We start from the raw sequence: 16,834 nt of genomic DNA on the forward strand, positions 1-16,834 counted from the left end.
CAATAACTATAGTTAGTTCTTTATTTTTTCTACCTCAGAAATATCTACCCAAGTATTTGTATACATTGTAATACCTGCAGCCATAGAAGCAACATTGATTTGATATTCATCATAAATTTCTTCTCCTAATACATCCGTTATTAATTGCCAATATACTTTAGCTTGTCCATTTGATACATCTGTTACCGTCCCATAAAAATAGCAAAAATACCCTCGCATCCTAACTACATCATTTATATTTAAAAGTTGTGTGTTTGTATCGTTATATAAATAATCGTTTATACTTATCCCTTTATATAAGTTGCCCTCTGCATCATAAATATCTCCATAGTAATAACTATATACATCTGCTAGACCTTGCGAACCAAATGGTACAATAATGTTTCCATCATTTGTTATGACAAATTCATATTGGCCTTCAATATCATTAATTATAATTGAGCCATCAATAAAATCTGCTATCGCAAGACCGCCCATTGCATACCCATTATTAACTGCTCCAATAATTACTTCAAGATCATAATTAAAATCTAAATCTAAGACAGCAATTTCAACTGCATCAAATAGTGCATACCCATTTTCATCATAAAGATTTAGTGGAAAGAACTCTTCAACATAACCAATGTTGGTTGCCCCATCAATAAAAGTAATCCAAAAAGTATATTGTTCAAAATAAACCTCTACTATGTCATCTACGCCATCCCCATTAAAATCATACGTAAACTGCTCAATATTTCCAAATTCATACCGCCTCAATTCTGTTTGTAATGAAATTGTTAAAATATTACTTTTAGGTACATCACCCTCAGGCAAATCTTCTTCATATTCATCTTCGTTTGATGCATCTGAATTACCCGAATGTACATCATCGATTTTTAATACTTTAGACTCCGTAATTACTTCTTTTTCATCTTTAACATTTTCTCTTAAAAATCGAAAGAATTCAACAGTTTCAAGGTTATTTGCGGGTATATCATTATATACTAACGTATAAAATTCGTATTCTCCTTCTCCAATACTTTTATATTGGAGAGTAGCAACTACGTCTACACCTTTAAAATTTAAAACTCCTGAAATTGTAACGTACTTCTTGCCATCTTTTGCAGGATCATAGAGCTCATAAGTAGGTGATGATAAACTACTATCAATTAATTTTCCTAATGTATACCCACTTTCTTCATCGACTAACGACTTAATTTCTTTTACTTCTTGAGAATTTATTGTATTTAATATTGCACTTTTAGCATCCTGTTGGTTTATTTGTGAACATGCCGAAAAAGCCATTAATACAAGTAAGAATAAAACAATTAATAATTTCTTCATAAAATCCTCCTATCTTATTTTAATTTTAAAATTAACTTTTCAAATTTAATTCATTAAAATTATACTAAGTTGTTGTACTTAATTTCTTTAGTAACCCTTTCTACTGTTATTAATATCCTTGTTTTACTTTTTTTGAACCTTCTCAAAATGATTGTTTTGCGAAGTGTTCCCAAAACATCGCTTTTGCGACGTCCACACAAACATCCCTTTTTCGAACAAGTAAAAAAATACCTTTATGATTGTAGAATCATTAAATCAATTTTTTCATTTTTTCTTATCTCTTAGCAAAATGTTATTTACTAATTCAATAGAAGCGCAACATTTTTTACAAATCTCATTATGTCGTTTAAAATCGTCTAATTCTGTTTTTCTATTATTAACTTGCACTTCCATTTTTTTTAACTCTGATACCATCTTAGTTTCTAGCTCTTTTCTAAAGGTATCAAATAGCCCCTCTATTTTTTTTGTACCAACTTCCTCCGAAATCTTACTTTGCTGTTTTTTATCATATATAGCAATTAATAAAACAATGACTGAAGAAATACTAGTAAATACTTCAACAATGATTTTTATAGTGTAAGGTAAAAATGTAGTGAAATAGATATAGCTACTCTTTTCATAAGAGTAGAAACTATCTAAAACCTCACTAAGATTAATAGTATAATTTTTTAAAACTTCATTTCCAACTAGAAAAACCACTGCTAATATCAACAAACTCATGGATATATCAACCCCTAGATCCACATCTTCATACGTTAGATTTCTTTTCTTATTAGCTCTGACACTAATTGGGATCCTTATTAATGTTGATATTGAAATACAGATTATGGCAATCCAATATGTACCTATTTTAATCTTATTTTCAAGTTCTTGATATGTCAAGTCTGAGTAGTCAAAATATAAGTGAAAGTTCTTTAGCTTGATAATTTCATCTAAAAAAGTAATTTCTTGTTCTCCTAAGTGTTCCTTTATATTAACTATAAATTTTTCATCCCCTGGAGAATATTGCTTAAGTTCAAGACTACTTTTAATATTATCAAGACTAGCAGTATCATAAATTCCAATTTCCGAAAAGTAATTATAATCATTTATCAGCACTTTATTTAAAACACTACTTAAATATGTTAAATCACTTTTATGTTGAAAAAAGAGAAAACTAATAAACAAAATAGAAGCTAAAAAGCTAATAGCTATTCCGATAAAAAAGCCCTGTCTTAGATCTCTTATTGTAACAAATTTTTCGTTAGTTATTATCACAAACATCCCCCTTTTACTAATTCAAACTATAAAAATTGCCTATCGCTTAATAGTTCGCAAAATATCGCTTTAACGAATACTTCATAAAATAACTCTTTTGCGTAAAGTTGTACCCACTTGAATTCTTGTTTTTCTTGGACAGTTAAAAATTTTATTGATTAAAGTAGCTCTTATTAAAAACTTCACTGAGTACACTCTTCATAGCCCTATCAAGTTTTACCATATTATCTGTCATAAACCCAATCATTCTATCCCAGTTCTCTTCATCAAATAAATTAACATCATTTAAATAATAAGCAATTCTACTTGCCTTTTTTTCATCTAGCCTTTGCCAGTCTAGTTCATCTCCAAATGAACATTCTATCTTTTTTTTATAAGTAATTACTTTGTCAAAGATTTGTTTATTTTCTTCCTGAGTCAATTTACTTATCAATAAATTAACTCGTGCATAATTTGATGTTACTACAAATTCATATGCTAATCCACTATAGCCACATCCACAGCTTATCCAATTTTCTTTTGACGGACTGATATTTTTAAATAGATCAGACTTCTCATTCATAACATTTAATAACTGATTCCAAAATTTTAATCTAACCGTATGTCTGTTTTGTTTTTTTTCTTTGTTTACTAACTCTTCTTGTTTCTTATTTGCTATTTTAATTAAATAGTCTTCTGCATCTTTGATTGGAATTATTTGCTCTGTATCAATGAGTACCTGATTTCTTAATTCATAAGGTGTCACCTTGATGCACTTAATTTTGACATTATGCTCTAATAACCACATCACCGTAGATGTGACTTCTTTTCTAAAGTTGGCTGCTATTAAAATTATTCTCTGATCCTCACTGTTAATTTCAACTTCGCTAAAATCCTCTACTCCTAAAAATTCAGAAAGAACTTTCTCCGCAAGTTCACAACTTCCTTGCAACTCCAAATATTTCTGAAAAATATCCTTTATATCTGCTTTAGATAGTCCTGAGCAATAAGATGCATATTTAAGAGCTTGCCATACTACATCACGTCCACTATCATCTAGCTTATTCTCTATTATAACTAGGTTCCCATTTTCATCAACAGCCAGTAGATCCAATCTTTCCTTTGTATCATCAAACCCACTAAATTCTTTTTGAATAATCAATAGCCTTTCGCCAAGCATATCTGTATTTTTACAAATCCATTCTTGAAGATGCTTTCTCTCCTTAAAATCAAGCTCTTGGAATGTTTTCTTATTTATTGAAATCGCTTCATTCTTCTCTTTATCTATTAAAAACATTTTACACCTAGCCTTTCTTGCCATTGTATTAACTCATCAATGTATAGTAAGTTATTCCATTTTTCGATTATAACACATACCAAAGATTCCTCATTGCCACCTATTTAATTCTTTTCTTTCTACTATCCACTGGAGAAAAAATGTCTTCTTCTTTCCATCCAGCTTCAATCCTATAACGTAACGCTTTTGGTGAAATACCTATTTCATCTGCCCACTGTGATAGTGTCTGTGTTCTCCCTCTCATAGTTACCCTTCTATTCACTCTTGTATTATTTCCTTGTACTTTTGTAGATACCCATCTGCAATTAGAGGGCTCATAATTTCCATTTACATCAATGCGATCAAGCGTTAGTTTTTCTTGGTAACCATTCTTTGTAGCCCACTCCATAAAACTTTCAAATTTTAGCCACTTTTCATAAATAGTAATACCTCGTTGACCATAATTATGATAGTCTTTACTGTTAGAATTTAGACATCTTGCCTTCATTGAATCCCAAATATTATACAACCTACTTCCTGTCATTCTATGAGTAGATAATTCATATTTGTTTCTTCTAATTATTATTTCACTCGGTAAACAACCACAGCTTTTTACTTTGCCATTTTTCAATCTATTACCATATACAATAATTTCTTTTCCACAATCACACTTACAAATCCATTTGGCAATATTTTCATCTCTTTTTATAACTGTTAATTTTTCAAATCGTTTACCCGTATAATCAACTTTTCTCGCATCATCGTATTTCTTGCATCCGCAGCTGCTAGTATTGCCAGATTTTAACGCCCTTGCAGAAACATAAACAATCTTGTCACAATCACATTTACACTGCCAAAGATACCTACCATCTGTTTTTTTATCAGTTTTTCTTATAACTGTCAGTTTACCATATAGTTTACCTGTTATGTCATCTACAATAGACCTTTTGTATTTTAGGCAACCGCAACTCTTGGTACTACCGCTTTTAACATCACATGCTCGATAATAAACTGTATTGCCACAATCGCATTTAAACTCCCATAGATAACTTTTTCCCTTTTTCTTAACTGTTTTCCCTATAACAACTAAATTATTATATTTATCCCCATATTTCATATATATCCCTCGCCATTAACTAAATCACTTTTTTATTAAATAAAGTTTATAAGAGTCTTTTCCTAAAAAAATACAATGAAAGCTTTCTGTTCATAGCCGATTATTTGTATGGTTTTTACAATTAATAGGTCCTCAACAGAGTTTAAAAATATAGACAATTTTTTATCTTAATTAAATTATACCAATAATTATTTTATAATTCTATATAAAAACAAAAAATCCGACCAAAGTTATTTACACTTTAATCGGATTTTAAAATAATTAACTCTATATTAAATTTTACATTCAACGTCTATACCATCAAACATACTAAACTTAATTGTTTTATTTTCAAAAACAATTATCTTCTCAACCATCTTTTCAAATAATGCTAAATCAAAATTCTCTAGTGGCCTAGCTTTCTCTAAGACCTTTATAAACTGTTTTCCCTTATACTTCTTTAGCAAATCATCACATTCCAAATACTCTTTCCACTTCTGTTTAAAATAATCTTTATTCTCTAACATCATATTAAATGTATTTATAAACGCTTCATACAAAACCTTATCATCTATGTGCTTATTATCACAAATCTTTTTACCCTTTACCTCATACTTTCTATTACATCTCCAAATATATCGCCTTAGTCTTTCATCTGTTGAGTTCCAAACTTTCCTTCCAAAAACACTACCGCAGCATCCACAAATAACTTTTCCGGCAAAGGGGTTCTCTTTACAAGAATAATCTATCTTGGTTAGTCCATACCTTTCTACATAGTTTTTTCTTCTCTTCATCTCTAGCTGTACTGCTTCCCACATTTCTTTATCTATAATAGCTGGATGGCTTTCTTCTACATAATACATTGGTACTTCACCTTTATTTTCTACCCTTTTCTTTGTAAGAAAATCAACTGTATAGGTCTTTTGAAGAATGGCATCTCCTTTGTACTTTTCATTGGTTAGCATTTTTCTAATACTACTTACATACCATTTGGTTGTTCCATTCCAGTTTGGCACTCCCTCTTCTTCCAATTCTTTGGCTATTCTATTGGCACCTTTTCCATTTAGGAAATCTTTATAAATTCTTCTAACTATCTTGGCCTGTTTTTCATTTATAACAAGGTTTCCCTCTTCATCTTTATCATATCCTAAGAATTTTTTATGGTTTAAAATAACTTTCCCTTGTTCAAATTTCCTCCTTATGCCCCAAGTGGAGTTCTCACTGATACTTCTTGATTCATCTTGGGCCAGTGAACTTAAAATGGTAAGTAGTACTTCACCTTTTGAATCTAGTGTATTGATATTTTCCTTTTCAAATAATACCCCAATGCCCAGTTCCTTAAGTTTTCTTACATAATTTAGTGTATCTAATGTATTCCTTGCAAATCTTGAAATTGACTTTGTAATGATCATATCTATTTTTCCAGCCTTACAGTCCCCTATCATCCTATTAAACTGTTCTCTCTTTTTTGTATTAGTACCTGATATCCCTTCATCTGCATATATTCCAGCCAGTTCATAATCAGAGTGATTGTCTATATAGTTGGTGTAGTATGCTACCTGTGCTTCATAACTTGATAATTGTTCTAGTTGGTCTGTTGATACCCTGCAATAAGCTGCCATTCTCTTTTTCATTGGTTCTAATTTCTCTGCTGTACTTTGATTGGTTGTTCTTGCTGGTATAACGGTAACTTTTTTTGCCATTTTTAATAACCTCCTCAACAATGGTTTCTTCTTTTATCTTAAGCCTGCTTACAAACTCATCATCTATCTTTGTTCCTCGGCAGGCATTTTTTCCATTTTTGATATAATTACTACATTGCCACACAATCTTTTTACTTGGTAGATTGCTGTTCCAGGTTCTTCTTTGTAAGGTTGCCCCGCACTTGCTACAATATAACATTCCTGTAAGGGGATACCTTTTTAGGTATTTCTTTGTATCTCGCTCAATGCTTTTTTCATTTGCTCTTCTTTCTAGTTCTTCTTGTACCTTATGCCACATTTCTTTTGATACTATGGCAGGATGGTTATCTTCTATATAATAGCTTTCTAACCGACCTTTATTAAGGTACGTTTTTTTCTTCTTATGCTCAGGCACATAGTACTTTTGGAGTAAGGCATCTCCTTTGTATTTTTCATTCTTAAGGATATATAAGACTGTGTTTTCATACCATCTTGCCCCTGAAACTGTAGGTATGCCCTCTGCATTTAATCCTTTGGCTATGGTAAAGACCCCTTTACCACTTAGATACTCTGTAAAAATCCTTTGAATCACTTTGGCTTCTGCTTCATTAATTACCAGATTACCTTTTTCATCCTTATCATATCCAAGAAATCTATTTGTATTAATTATTAGTTCTCCCTTTTGAAACTTTTTCTTAGCACTCCATCTAAGGTTCTCACTGACATTTCTACTTTCTTCTTCTGCAAAAGAAGAGAGGACCGTAAGCATAAACTCACCGTCCTCTGATAATGTATTGATATTCTCTTTTTCAAATCTTACTTCTATCCCTAAGTCTTTTAATTCTCGTACCAGTTGTAGCATCACTACTGTATTTCTAGCAAATCTTGAAATAGATTTTGTAATGATTACATCTATCTTGTTCTCCCTACAAAGGTCTAGCATTCTTTTAAATTCTGGTCTGTTCTCTGTTGTTCCTGTTATACCCTTATCTGCAAAGATACCGACAAACACATACTCTGGGTTTGAAGTGATAAGCCTTTCATAGTAAGTGATTTGATTTTCTAAAGACTCACCTTGCTTAGTATTATCTGTTGATACCCTTGCATAAGCACAGACTCTTAGTTTTTTATTTTCTACCTTTTTAGTTGGTTCAATAATTCTTACACGCATTACCTTGCCCCCTTTCTATCATTTGGTTAGTACCATTAATCACTCTGTTTTTGATAGAAGTCAAGTTATATGTGCTACTTATGAAACTCTAGAATAGTGGCGTCAAAGCCCGCTTTTCTAAGGTTCTCTACTTGCTTATTTGCATTTTCTTTCACTAAAAAAGAACCTGCCATTACTCTATAAAAAGTTTGTTTGCCTTCTACAGTAGATGGTGATTCTTCTATATTAGATGGTACTTCATCAATCCCTAGTTGTTCTAAGATGGCTTTTGTAATACCTTTAATGATCTCGTTTCTTTTTGAATCAAATAATTTATTGTCTTTTGTACTGTCAATAAAACCTATTTCTATTAATACTGCTGGTGCTTTGGTTTCTTTTAATACGTGAAAGGTTGCTGTTTTTACGCCTCTATCTCTAAAACCTACTTTAACCAGAGCCATTTGAATTTTTTCACCTAAGCTTCTAGAGTTTGTCGTTGTATTAGTGTATATATAGGTTTCAGCACCATTGGCTATTTCAGGTACAAAAGCATTTCGATGAAAGGAAATAAAGTAATCATAGTCTTTTATATTGGCAAAGGCACTTCTTTGGTTTAGATTCATAGTCACATCACTGGTTCTTGTCTCATCTATTTCAATACCATATTGCCTTAATGCTTTTGCTACTTCTAAGCCAATAGACAAATTATCATCTGATTCTTTTCTTCCTTTATAAACTGCCCCTGGATCTCTTCCACCGTGTCCATAGTCAAAACATAATCGATACATTTTACTCATCCTCCTTCTTTAGTTCCTGAAACACTACTTTTAGTTTCTTAGGCACTGGCAAACCTACCTTTGTAGCATTTTCTAAAATACTTATGCCTTCATTAGATAAGTAGAAAAAAATAACAGCGGTGCGAATGGCACTGCCGTCTTTTATAATCTGGGAATCTATGATGAATCCAACCCCTACAAAGATAAATATAAGTACTTTTTTACATATCCCTCTAAAACCTATCTCACTGGATACCTTTTTCTCTAATATGGCTACCATTACCCCAGTGATATAATCAATCACTACAAATGTTATTAGTGCATACACCAACCCGTCCACTCCTCCTAAAAACCAACCTATACTAGCCCCTAAGACTGTAAATATAAATTGCAATGTGTTAATAATCTCTTTCATCTAAAAACCTCCTTAATATCTGTCGTTTAAATAATCTATTAAATCTATCTCAAACATATATTGTACCTTCATTGTATTGGCATCTGTTTTCTCTACAGGACTTGCAAGTTTTGTATGAGCCCCACAGGGTTTCGATAAGGCACTATAATGAAACCCTATCGTAGCAGTAGAACTATGAGTATATCGGTACATATATACCCACTTATCTGTGTTAATAAGATTATAAAATGGTCCAGTATCTACAATAGGCCTATAAGGCTCTACTATATTCCCCTCAGGGGTTATGACTTGAACAAAGCTGCTTCCTCCATTGACCCCATTGTATCTTAAGTAAATTCTAGTTTTAGTTCTATGAACAAAACCATTTAAGTGACATCTTCTTTCTATATTGCCACTATTCATACCGTTTTGCATAAACCACATAGATGTGCCTATTCTAGGTTTTACATCTACTTCACTGTGTACCGTGCCATCTAAGTTTAATCGAATCAATCTATTATTATAGATGATTTCATTGGTTGTTTGATCTGTTCTTGAATGGTTCCCATACAACTCAATAGGCTCTCCCCAAAAGGCTGGTACTAGGAATACATTTCGATAATTAAAGTTTGTGCTATATTCATCTTGGAATTCTGTGGCCATATTTTCAATGGTAGCATTACTAAGTAACACACCTACACTGCTCCATTTATATAGGGTTAATCTATTGCTACTTCTATAAAAGCCTACAATATAATCTATCTCTCCATTATCTTTAAGAACTGGTACTGCCCCTGAAATCATATGCCAAGGAAGAGGTTCTCCTAATTCATCTAATAAAGCAATGCCTTTGCTAAAATCTAAAAAACCTGTACTAAGCATATTGATGTCAAAAGGAAATATGATTTGATGGCCTTTTAAATGCTCTGGGAATTGAACAAAACTAGAGTTTGTAGCATTCGTATCTGAACCACTAAACAATACATAGCCTTTATGATAATCTGTAAAGATAACTCTAGTCATATTGTTGAAAACGTGGAGTATGCCCCAATAAATTGCTTTTATCTCATCCACTGTTGAAGTGTTGGTGGCATTTAAATATCCAGTAGCAGCTGTTCTAGATTTACCACATACCGGGGGTCCCATATAGTGATCGTGTAAACCATTTAAGCTATCACTCCAAAAAATGCTCTCAAAGGTCCCATTAGCAGCGTGAGTTGGAAAGTCAAATACATAATTCACTCTTACTTTGTTGTTTCTGATTTCCATACTTGTTTCTGATAAGTTAATTGTCCCCCTTTGAGGATCTACACCTGAATATGTTGAGCCTCTTTGAGCGTACCCAATTATGTTTCCAACCACTCTTTCTGTATTGGGAGATTCTGGTTTGGTTGAGTCTGTTAGGTATATATGGCTAAATAAGGTAGTGGTGTTATGATGATTTGTATTTCCTATCCCTAAGACATCTCCTGAGAAATACCTTAAGAAAATGTCTTTAAATATAAGATCTGGAATAATATTTTCTGTATAAGCTTCCTTTACTTTTTCTTTTGTCTTAGCATTAAAAAGTTCTATAAGGACTTTTCCTTTTATGCCTTTAGCTTCTTTGGTTTTTACTTCTTTATGAACTTCTCCTGTTATTAAATCTTTGTTATAACTAATGACTTCTTTTATTGCCATAAAAAAAGAACCCCCTTTCTTAAACCACTTTAGTGATAGGTTCTACATAATTAATTCTAATACTTATAAACTTACATTCATCTGTTGCCCCTACTTTATAAAATCGATAGGCCATATATAATGAATCTCCTTTTTGAAATAAAGCTTCATAGGCTTCCTTTTGTATCATTTGAAAATCGCTACTTCTTAAACCTTTAATAGCAAAATCCAACTCATTGCTTATATCTACAACTTCCCACTGTTCTAACTCTTGATCGTATACATACCAAGTTTCTTTGTCTTTGCTTAAGGCATAGTGTATTGTACTATTGTTACTGACAGTATCTTCAATCATAATGGACTCAATCTTTTCTTCTAAGGTTCTGCCTACATTTTCCCATACTACTTTAGGTAAACTGCTTACCATTTCTTTTAGTTTTAATCGGTAATTACTAGGGTTTTCTACTGCCTTTCCTTCATCTGTATAAAAATGTATTCTTGGCTGACTATCTACTAAACCTTCTTTCCTTGGAACAATTTCTTCCATTCCATAGTGTAGGAATACTTCTTCTGATAAATCATTCGCTGTTAAGGTTTTTGCCTCGTCATTTATTACAGGCATATACTTTTCTTGGGTTTCAGACCAAACTTTAAGAACATTTTCATCTTCTATAAAATATCTTTTCTCCCCTTCATTAATGAACAAATTGTCTATATAGGCCCTATCATCTCCACGACTTACTGAGCCATCTTTTACATAACGCCACCTAAAGGTATATGCTCTTCTAGGCAGATTTTCAGAGAACTTTGTCCAAGTATTCGATGTGCCTGAAGCTCTTATTTTGATTTCGCCATCTATATAAAACTCAAAAAAATCATAACCACCTTCAGAACTCACATACCAATAAAACTCAATATAGTCTGTATGGATGGTTAAGTAGGCATTGGTTTCTTGGCTATGACCAATACTTCTACTCCCATAAGAGAAACTGCCTTGATACGCTCTTTGTGTTGTTCTTAACCAATCTCCTGTAAAGTTATATATTAATTCTGGACTCTCAAAAGTTTCTATTTTCCCCACCGCCATCACCCCTTACTCTATTAATTCTACTGTATAACTTAATAACCCTTTATACTGTGTTGGATCAGAAAACTCTACCGAATAATAAGCACCATTCCCAAGAGGTACACCACTTTCTCCTACTGTAATAGGTTTTATTTCTTGTATTGTGATGTATTGAATGACCTGCCAGGTGTTGTTTATAAAGGTAAATTCATAAAACCAATATAACCACTCATCTTTAATCAAGTTTAAGTAAAAATTCTCATTTGCTCTTTGACTGATGCCTACTGTCTCCATTAGGATTGCACTGTTTGTTGCTATAGTGGTACCTTCTTTTATTAAAGCTTCTTCATAGGTAACCCTTTGAATTGAATTGGTTTTTTCATCTTCTATGGTACTTATAGTAATCTCCGTCTTAAGATTTTCTAGAGTGTTCCTTAGTTTGTTTAAATAGTAACTGTATAGTATGCCTTGAATAACTTCTGCCCTTGGCAAACTTGGGCTTAAGCCACTTTCTAAGAACCTACCTTCAATAAATACTTGTAAATTATTTTTATCTATTACAAAGACACCATTAGATGTTTTCATCTCTATCACAAATACATGTTGGCCTGCTGTAATTTGGGGCATTGGTAAGGTTAAACTGATAATATTCTCTCCTGTTGCTAGCTTTTGACTTGGCTGAAATTCATAGTAAGTGCCATCTAATAAAAACCTTAGATACAAGGTCAAATCTGTAGACGCAGATCCATTTATAATGATATTACAAGTAAGATTTGTATCTGCTACTGCTGATATACCAACTATGATGGCTTCATAAAATAGTGTAGAGGTTATATTTATAGAAGTAGGATTCTTCTTTAGAATCACTGCATTTTGTACCCCTTCTATTTTGTTTTCTAGCCTTTCTAGCATACTTGAAAAGTCTAATCGATTGATTATGGTATTTAAGGGATTACCTAGTTCAATTTTTGTATTTATGGGATTTAGTAAATCTGTAGTCTTTTTTATGACTCTTAGTTCTGATGCGATTCCTAGCTTTTCGTGTTCTACTTTTACCCTATCTCCTAAGTTCATCTGAAATAATGTTTCATAGTTCTTGTATTCATTGGTTTTACTAAGATCTAAAAAATTTACTGCAACATTTATAAATGGATTTGATGCTTTTTTGATGTAGTCCTTGGCTAGATTTCTTAAGGTATCTATGTCCTTACAGCCATTAAATTCTACTTTTCTTGTTATAGGGTAAGGCAGGATATTAGCAATATTCCCTTCAGCTTCAATGAATCTTTCTTGTAAAATTAAATTATTGTCTCCTATTGGATATATTCTTGTAGCAAATTCACTTGTATCTACTATAGCTCTTAGCCCTTTGATGTTCTTGCCATACTTAACCACTGTGTTTTTTTCTTCACCACGTTTTTCTATGATGGTGACTTTGAAATTGTCACGAAGCAACTCTCCACCGTATATTTCTAATAACTTAAATAACCCTTCAAGACCGTTTACATTTTTCATTTTTACAGGATATATATTTCGCTCTGGTCCATTCATTTCAAATATGCCTTGAGCTTCTGGTGGAATGGTTCCTTCTATTGCTTCTTTCATATTGGCGTTAAGTAGGTTGACTGCTTCTATATAATAAAAAGCAAGGTCATAGAATATATGCCTTGCCCATACCTTAATTTTTCTTATAAGTTCTTGTTCTCTTTCTACTTTATAAATTCTAAATAACTGACCACCCGCTTTTATGATATTAAACTCTATTAAATGTTTTGCCTTATTGGTATCAGTAGGATATTCAAGATACAAACTGTATTCTCCATTAAGTTCTTCTGTGATCTCTGCTTTAATACATTCATTAAGAACCCCTAAACCATTGTTATTAAAATTGTATTTATTGGTTTTCTTATCATAAACCGTTATCATTATAACCACCGCCAGTTAGGTAGTATTTCTATTTTATCCACATTTCCTGTGTAGCTTATGGTGTTTTGTCCACTTTTTAAGATAGGAAACTTCCCATTCATCTTGGTATCTAAACTGTTATGATTGTTGTCATAACAGGCTTCTATTTCAGAGTTTAATATGATTCTATTTGTGACCTCTGTTAGCTGTATTTCAGTATTATTGATATTTAGGTTGATATTGCCATTCCCGTATACTGTTAATAGTGGGAGACTTTCAAAGCTACCAGGATTATATAGAGTGGTTCCACTTTCTACTATAATTAAGGGATTATTTTGTACTGCATATTTAAAGGGTCTACAATTAAAGACGATAGGAAACTTAGACGCATATTTAAAGACCTGTGTAAAATCAATGGCATTTACCACTTGAGCCATATATTTTTTATCTGGTTGGAAACTAAAGATTAAATCACTTTCTCCAGTATTAAATAGCCAAGCCTTAACATCATCTATTTTCCTTATAAGATTTTCTTTTGATTTTATACTACACTCTACTAAAAGGGTTATATCTTCATAGGTTTTTTCATCGTATCTAAAACTTGAACTTTGTCCAGGTATATCTATATAAGTTACTCTTCTACTTGGTGATGGAAGAAGAGGTCTTTTTGCCATAGAAATACCAAAGTCTAAATAACTGTCTTTATTACCAAATTTAAAGCTAAGCATTAAGCACCACTCCTTCCTAATGTTATTCTTTGTCTGTAAAATTCTAATTCATATGCCAGTTGCTCTATGTCTTTATCGGTGTTATTAATAAAGTTTTCTATATGAAGATTAATACCACTTGAATTGCCTATGCCACCACTGACTTTTTGTATTGCCTTTGCCATTAACTCGTCTAGTCTGTCTATAGGTACAACGGCTTCTGTTCCCGCTTCACCAACACCAATAATGCTAGGTCTATTAAAGATACCACCCTTGGCATACCAGTTTACTTCTTTTATAGGGGATAGGTTAAAACCAAACTTTGACCCTCCAATGACTGGTACCCAGCTAGGGACGTCAAATCTCAACTTGTTCAGCGCATTGATCATTACATTAAGGCCTTTGATTACCCCATTGATAACACCTTGAATGGTTCTTCCAATACCATTCCATACATTAGTCGTGACATTTTTAATACCATCCCATATACCTGATACAATGGTAAAAATGGTTTCAAGGGGAATTTTTACTATACTAATTATTAGGTTTAGTGCTGCGCCTATAATATTTTCCATTCCATCAAGTAAGCCTATGGTAAAGTCTTTTATACCATTCCATACACCTTCCCAATCTCCTTTTATAAGACTGGTAAATATTTTTATGATATTTTGTATAGCAGTTAATACAGTATTTATAATCGTAGATATATAATTAAAGGCTGAACTAATAATGGCTACTAGATCTTCTCCGTATTGATTCCATATAAGAGAGGCAAATTCTATAAACACTTGAAAGATAACTTTTATAGCTTCTATTACTGTACCAATGATGTCTTTTATTTGATGCCATATTTCATTTACAGATTCTCTAAAAGCTTCATTGTTTTTATACAAAGTGACTATTATAGCAATTAAACCTGTAACTGCTGCAACTATTATGCCTACTGGTCCTGTTAGTGCTGTAAAAGCTGCTCCTAATGCACCACTTGCCCCTCCTGCTGCACCTAGAGCGGTTGCTACCGACCCTAGTGTTGAAAATAAAGCACCACCAATGGATACTACCTTTCCAATAACCATAAGCACTGGACCTATTGCTGCTGCTAACATTGCAAACTTAAGGATCATATCTTGAGTGTTAGGACTTAGAGACGTAAATGTTTCTATTATGTTTGTTATGCCTTGTATTAAGTTTTGTATTGCAGGCATAGCCCCTTCTATGGCATCTAATAGTTTTTTACCTAAAGGTTCTAATGCCACAGCCATTTGATTTTTAAGTTTAGCAAACTTATCTGTTATTTTTTCTGTGTCCTTTGCTGCTTGATTAATGGTTTCTGGACTTGTCTTTATACTTCCTATTAATTCATCAAGGTCAAACCGACCTTCTCTAATGGCAGCCGCCATATCTGGACCAGCTCTTGTTCCAAACATTTCTAATGCTATAGCATTGGCTTCCCCAGCTGTTCCTGCGTCTTTAATTCTTGTAATTAGTTCTTGTAGAGCCTCATTAGGTTCTTCAATGCCTTCTTTAGCCATCTTTCCAAGTGCTGTTCTTAAAGAACCTATAACTAGTTCTGTATTAACCCCTTCTTTTTCAAACTTACCAAGCATAGCTGCTGCTGTTTCCCAGTCAAATCCCATTTGTCTAAGTGGGGCACCAAATTGAGTCATCAGTTGTTGAAGCCTACCAACTCCTATTCCCGTACTTTGGCTTACTTTAAAGGTGTGATCTAGAGCCTCTGCATACTCTTCTGCACCAAGACCTGCATCTTGAAACATTCTAGTGGTTGCTGGTATTAAGGTATTTATATCTTCACCAGTAATTCTTGCTAGGTTCAACATTTGAGTCGATAGTTCTTGAAGTGGTTTTCCACTTAGTCCTGTTCTTGTGTTTAAGTCTGCTATGGCTTTACTTGCATTACCAACATTTGTATTAACTGAAGTGTATACAGCTTTGAAATCTTCATTGAGTTCTTGTAGGGCTTCCCCTGTTGCACCTGTTCCTATACGAATGGTATTATTGGCATCTTCAAAATCATTAGCAAGTTTTATTAGTCCCGTTCCAACTGCTGCTATAGGTGCTGTGACTGATAAAGATAACTTTTTCCCAACATTAGAAAAACCCTCTCCGACATTTTTCATTTTGCTTCCAATGTCATCAAAGGTTTTTCCCATCTTAGTCCAGTTGCTACTCTGGATTTCTATTTGTTTGTTTACATTTGCTAATTCTCTTTCTAACTTATTAAGATCTGCTGTTGCATAGTTAAGTTTGATTCTAAGGTTTTCAGTAGCCTTAGCATCTTCACCTTTTTTATCTACACTTTCTTGATAGCTTTTTGTTAGAGCTGCTACTTTTTGTTTTTGCAACTCCATTTCCTTGTTTAAGCTATCTGCTTTTAGTTTTAATCCGTCAGTAGATTTGCCAAAGTCTCCAAGCTTTGAGCTAGCAGCTGCAAACTCACTTTTTACGACTTTAAGACTTCTTTGTATTTGTGCAACCCCGTTTTGAAATCCTTTATCGTCTAGTCCAACTCTTGCAACAACCGTATTGTTACTTGTAGCCATTTT

The 16,834-nt window shown here is 32.8% G+C and carries 13 protein-coding genes; all 13 read right to left on the minus strand.

Translation table 11 applies throughout. From position 1 onward, the window contains the following. Nucleotides 1-12: 12 nt before the first annotated feature. The 13 genes from EDC18_RS08340 to EDC18_RS08400 all read right to left on the minus strand — a co-directional run bounded on the left by EDC18_RS08340 (nucleotide 13) and on the right by EDC18_RS08400 (nucleotide 16,831). Nucleotides 13-1,323, minus strand: a complete 1,311-nt coding sequence (locus tag EDC18_RS08340) for a hypothetical protein (RefSeq protein WP_132252133.1) — start codon at nucleotides 1,321-1,323, stop codon at nucleotides 13-15. Nucleotides 1,324-1,587: 264 nt separating this feature from the next. Next, complete coding sequence (locus tag EDC18_RS08345) at nucleotides 1,588-2,580, minus strand: hypothetical protein (RefSeq protein ID WP_132252135.1); 993 nt, start codon at nucleotides 2,578-2,580, stop codon at nucleotides 1,588-1,590. A gap of 151 nt (nucleotides 2,581-2,731) precedes the next feature. After that, nucleotides 2,732-3,880 carry a DUF4268 domain-containing protein gene (locus tag EDC18_RS08350; RefSeq protein WP_207669184.1) on the minus strand — a complete coding sequence of 383 codons (1,149 nt, stop codon included), beginning with the start codon at nucleotides 3,878-3,880 and terminating at the stop codon, nucleotides 2,732-2,734. 76 nt (nucleotides 3,881-3,956) lie between these two features. Next, complete coding sequence (locus tag EDC18_RS08355) at nucleotides 3,957-4,952, minus strand: hypothetical protein (RefSeq protein ID WP_132252137.1); 996 nt, start codon at nucleotides 4,950-4,952, stop codon at nucleotides 3,957-3,959. Between the two features lie 272 nt (nucleotides 4,953-5,224). Continuing rightward, on the minus strand, nucleotides 5,225-6,565 hold the full coding sequence (locus EDC18_RS08360; RefSeq protein ID WP_341472723.1) for a recombinase family protein: 1,341 nt from the start codon (nucleotides 6,563-6,565) through the stop codon (nucleotides 5,225-5,227). Continuing rightward, the gene (locus EDC18_RS08365) at nucleotides 6,498-7,784 is read right to left on the minus strand and encodes a recombinase family protein (protein WP_132252139.1); all 1,287 of its coding nucleotides are present in this window, start codon (nucleotides 7,782-7,784) and stop codon (nucleotides 6,498-6,500) included. The genes EDC18_RS08360 and EDC18_RS08365 overlap by 68 nt, the downstream gene beginning before the upstream one ends. A 74-nt stretch (nucleotides 7,785-7,858) precedes the next feature. Beyond that, entirely contained in the window at nucleotides 7,859-8,551 is a 693-nt protein-coding gene (locus tag EDC18_RS08370; protein ID WP_132252140.1) for an N-acetylmuramoyl-L-alanine amidase, read from the minus strand. A gap of 1 nt (nucleotide 8,552) precedes the next feature. Further along, nucleotides 8,553-8,954 carry a phage holin family protein gene (locus EDC18_RS08375; protein WP_132252142.1) on the minus strand — a complete coding sequence of 134 codons (402 nt, stop codon included), beginning with the start codon at nucleotides 8,952-8,954 and terminating at the stop codon, nucleotides 8,553-8,555. Nucleotides 8,955-8,966: 12 nt separating this feature from the next. Further along, nucleotides 8,967-10,613, minus strand: coding sequence for a hypothetical protein (locus tag EDC18_RS08380; protein WP_132252144.1), 1,647 nt, complete (start codon nucleotides 10,611-10,613; stop codon nucleotides 8,967-8,969). Between the two features lie 19 nt (nucleotides 10,614-10,632). Continuing rightward, nucleotides 10,633-11,673 (minus strand): hypothetical protein, encoded by a 1,041-nt coding sequence (locus EDC18_RS08385; RefSeq protein ID WP_132252145.1) that lies wholly within the window; start codon nucleotides 11,671-11,673, stop codon nucleotides 10,633-10,635. Nucleotides 11,674-11,685: 12 nt separating this feature from the next. Then, the gene (locus EDC18_RS08390; protein ID WP_132252147.1) at nucleotides 11,686-13,584 is read right to left on the minus strand and encodes a phage tail spike protein; all 1,899 of its coding nucleotides are present in this window, start codon (nucleotides 13,582-13,584) and stop codon (nucleotides 11,686-11,688) included. Then, nucleotides 13,584-14,291 carry a distal tail protein Dit gene (locus EDC18_RS08395; protein ID WP_132252149.1) on the minus strand — a complete coding sequence of 236 codons (708 nt, stop codon included), beginning with the start codon at nucleotides 14,289-14,291 and terminating at the stop codon, nucleotides 13,584-13,586. Before EDC18_RS08395 ends, EDC18_RS08390 begins: the two co-directional genes overlap by 1 nt. Beyond that, nucleotides 14,291-16,831, minus strand: a complete 2,541-nt coding sequence (locus EDC18_RS08400) for a phage tail tape measure protein (RefSeq protein WP_132252151.1) — start codon at nucleotides 16,829-16,831, stop codon at nucleotides 14,291-14,293. The genes EDC18_RS08395 and EDC18_RS08400 overlap by 1 nt, the downstream gene beginning before the upstream one ends. Nucleotides 16,832-16,834: the final 3 nt, after the last annotated feature.

Origin of the sequence: Natranaerovirga pectinivora (assembly GCF_004342165.1) — a bacterium.
GTDB lineage: Bacteria > Bacillota > Clostridia > Lachnospirales > DSM-24629 > Natranaerovirga > Natranaerovirga pectinivora.

Coding starts and splice junctions, on each gene's coding strand:
- EDC18_RS08360 (WP_341472723.1), bottom strand. CDS start 6,565: ATGAAAAAGAGAATGGCAGCTTATTGCAGGGTATCAACAGACCAACTA.
- EDC18_RS08355 (WP_132252137.1), bottom strand. CDS start 4,952: ATGAAATATGGGGATAAATATAATAATTTAGTTGTTATAGGGAAAACA.
- EDC18_RS08365 (WP_132252139.1), bottom strand. CDS start 7,784: ATGCGTGTAAGAATTATTGAACCAACTAAAAAGGTAGAAAATAAAAAA.
- EDC18_RS08375 (WP_132252142.1), bottom strand. CDS start 8,954: ATGAAAGAGATTATTAACACATTGCAATTTATATTTACAGTCTTAGGG.
- EDC18_RS08380 (WP_132252144.1), bottom strand. CDS start 10,613: ATGGCAATAAAAGAAGTCATTAGTTATAACAAAGATTTAATAACAGGA.
- EDC18_RS08370 (WP_132252140.1), bottom strand. CDS start 8,551: ATGTATCGATTATGTTTTGACTATGGACACGGTGGAAGAGATCCAGGG.
- EDC18_RS08340 (WP_132252133.1), bottom strand. CDS start 1,323: ATGAAGAAATTATTAATTGTTTTATTCTTACTTGTATTAATGGCTTTT.
- EDC18_RS08350 (WP_207669184.1), bottom strand. CDS start 3,880: ATGGCAAGAAAGGCTAGGTGTAAAATGTTTTTAATAGATAAAGAGAAG.
- EDC18_RS08395 (WP_132252149.1), bottom strand. CDS start 14,291: ATGCTTAGCTTTAAATTTGGTAATAAAGACAGTTATTTAGACTTTGGT.
- EDC18_RS08390 (WP_132252147.1), bottom strand. CDS start 13,584: ATGATAACGGTTTATGATAAGAAAACCAATAAATACAATTTTAATAAC.
- EDC18_RS08400 (WP_132252151.1), bottom strand. CDS start 16,831: ATGGCTACAAGTAACAATACGGTTGTTGCAAGAGTTGGACTAGACGAT.